Annotated in this window: 3 protein-coding genes; all 3 read left to right on the top strand. The window is 59.1% G+C overall.

The window, feature by feature from the left end:
- Positions 1-131: 131 nt before the first annotated feature.
- Positions 132-1466, top strand: a complete 1335-nt coding sequence (locus ACF8AM_RS11770; RefSeq protein WP_392555819.1) for a TIGR04222 domain-containing membrane protein — start codon at positions 132-134, stop codon at positions 1464-1466.
- A 110-nt stretch (positions 1467-1576) separates the two neighbouring features.
- Positions 1577-2164, top strand: coding sequence for an RNA polymerase sigma factor (locus ACF8AM_RS11765; protein WP_392555818.1), 588 nt, complete (start codon positions 1577-1579; stop codon positions 2162-2164).
- Positions 2165-2233: 69 nt separating this feature from the next.
- On the top strand, positions 2234-2839 hold a 606-nt coding region (locus ACF8AM_RS11760), incomplete at its 3' end, for a protein kinase (RefSeq protein ID WP_392555817.1).

Below are 2839 nucleotides of genomic sequence, written 5' to 3'. Positions count from 1 at the left end.
ATGGGGACCTGCGCACGCTGCCCTGCCTGCTGCCGAGCACGCCGCCGGGCGAGGCGGAGCGGCTTGGCGGCCTCGACGGGTTTTTCGCCGCCCGGCTGAAGCGCCTGTAACCGGCGTTTTCGGGACACAGTGTGACTCCGTCGGATGCGGTCGATCAAGTTTGGCATCAACACTTGGTCTACACCGAGAACTATTGGGTGGACTTGTGCCAAGATGTCCTGCCATCCCCACTGCATCACGGACCGACCAAAGGTGGCTCGCAAGAACGTGTTCGATACCAAGACCAATACGAACAAACGCTTGCATCTTATGAACGGGCATTTGGCAAAGCCCCGGTGGAGATTTGGCCGCCGACGGAAGAACGATTCGCTCAATCGATCGCGTCGCTCCGCATTGACCGACGCAAGTTCTGGCTGATCCCCAAGCCAAACTTGACCGGCGAGTCATTGCAAGGATCGCACCTCGCGATCGCCGGCTTGGCAGCGACACCTTTCGCGGCGTTGTTCCCGTTCAACTTGGACGGCCCCACTTTCCTGGCGCTGTATGGTGCCGCGATTGCGTTTGGCTTTGTCTACCTGTTGGTTTGGTTTCACATCAGCAACGGCTGGTCATCCAATCCGTCCGCTCTTCCCAAAGTTGGTTGGGGGCAACTGTCGATTCTGGCAGGAGGCAAGAAACGATTGCTTCAAACAACTCTGGTAGCGTTGCAAAAGCGAGGCATCGTCCAATGCGATCAACACGGATTCACCATCCTCGATCGTGGTGCATTGCAGGCCCAGCACGACGATGATCCCGTTGCTGTCAGCGCGATGAAGGTGACCACTGACTACCTGGCCTTCAGCAACGCCCCGCAATCGTTCCAACGATTGCTGGTGGCGATCCATTCCACCGCAACCAATGCTGAATCGCAAATGCGAGAATCGGGATTACTGAGATCGACCGAACAACGCAAGCATTTTCACATGGGTGCGTTGGGGCTGGCGGGCATCTTGTTGGTCGTCGGTGGACTGAGGTGCATGCAGGGAATCCAAAACGATCGCCCGATTGGGTTTCTCGTTTTAGAAATGGTCATCGCGACCGTCGGGTTCGCGGTCGCGTTTCACATGGCGGGTCGCGAGCGGCTGACTTCCTTGGGCAAATCGGTCCAAGAACGATCACAGCGGAGCTATCCTGAAACGGGGTTGAAGTCAGCCCACCAAACCGACGGAGGCGACTTGGATGAGTTGCCCTGCCTGGCGTGTTGGGGTCCCGCAGTGGCCGCCTACGTGCTCACCGATCCCTCCGAGCTTTTCACCAACGACATGTTGTACGGAGAAGAAATCCAGGCTGCTCAGAAGGCATCGAATTCGACCGGATGGATTGATTGGAGCAGCGGAGACGGGGCCAGCAGTTTCGACTTCAGCGGAGGTGGGGGCGATGCGGGCTGTGGAGGCGGGTGCGGAGGTTGTGGTGGATGCGGAGGGTGAGAAGGCCTCCACCACTTGCGGCGTGACCAGGTTGCTATCTTGGGAGGAACACTTGCGAGATGCCGGTTCGGCTCTCGCAAACTTGTTCGTCCCATGCATCAGGCCACCTCATGAACGCCGGCACCATCGAGGAACCATCGACTCATCCATCCTTGCTCGAACGGGCCCGGTACGGCGACGACGAGGGCTGGCAGATGTTGGTCCAGGTCTACGGTCCGATCGTCTACCGATGGATTCGCCGATGCGGGGCTCAGTCGGCCGACGCCGCCGACGTGATGCAAGACACGTTTCTCGCCGTCGCCAAGGCTCTCCCGCGGTTCAACCTGGACCAAACGGGCGCCACTTTTCGCGGATGGTTGTGGACCATCGCTCGCAACAAACTTCGCGATCGCCAACGTGCCGACCAACGGTCTCCGATCGTGCTCGATGGCGAAGCGTTGCAGTGGGCGGAGCGAGAAAGCTCGGATCCGCCCAGCGAACTGGCCGACGATGTGCAGTCGATTCAGAACCGCATGCTGCAAGTTCTGAGGCAATCGACTGATCCGAAGACCTGGCAGATGTTCTGGCGGACCGCCGTCGAAGGCTGTGATCCAGCGGCGGTGGCAGCTGACCTGAACGTCAGTCGGTGGACGGTCTACAAGGCTCGCGCTCGGGTGCTGCAACGACTGCGAAAAGAATTGAAAGATTTTCATCGCTGAGGTGTCCAATCGCCGCCCGTCCAAGCGTTGCGTGGTCAACCAATCCATCCCTCGCACCGAAAGCCCGTCATGATTGCCACCAGCACCGATTGTCTGAGCGTCGAAGAATTGCACCGTTTGCTCGACGGCCAACTGTCCTCCGACGAGTTCGATTCCGCATCCAAACACGTCGATGAGTGCGAACAATGCCAGTCACGCATCCCAGACAAATGGGACGCGTTGTCTTCGGTTGCAAAAGCCGGTACGGAGGAAGACTCCGTCCTAGCCGAATCGGCCTGCCAATTCGCGGTCGCACGTTTGATGACCGCCCACATCGCGTCCTCCCACGTATCCGCCGACCTGCCCATCGACCAAATTGGTCCCTACGAGATCATGGGGAAACTCGGGCAGGGCGGAATGGGCATGGTGTGTTTGGCTCGCCACAACCGACTGAAACGGCAGTGCGCGATCAAGTTGCTGCCACCTCACCGAGTCATGGAACCAGGATGGCTGGATCGTTTCGATCGAGAAATGACAACCATCGCGGCACTCGAACATCCGGGAATTGTTCGTGCCACCGATGCGGGCACCCATTCCGGTTGGCACTACTTGGTGATGGAACACTTGGACGGCATGGACGTCGGCAAGATCGCCCACCGACTGGAATCTCTGCCGGTCGCGGATGCCTGCGAGATC

It is taken from the genome of Rhodopirellula sp. JB055 (genome assembly GCF_043100905.1).
Taxonomy (GTDB): Bacteria; Planctomycetota; Planctomycetia; order Pirellulales; family Pirellulaceae; genus Rhodopirellula.
This window is presented reverse-complemented; position numbering and strand designations above follow the sequence as displayed.

Coding starts and splice junctions, on each gene's coding strand:
- ACF8AM_RS11765 (WP_392555818.1), top strand. CDS start 1,577: ATGAACGCCGGCACCATCGAGGAACCATCGACTCATCCATCCTTGCTC.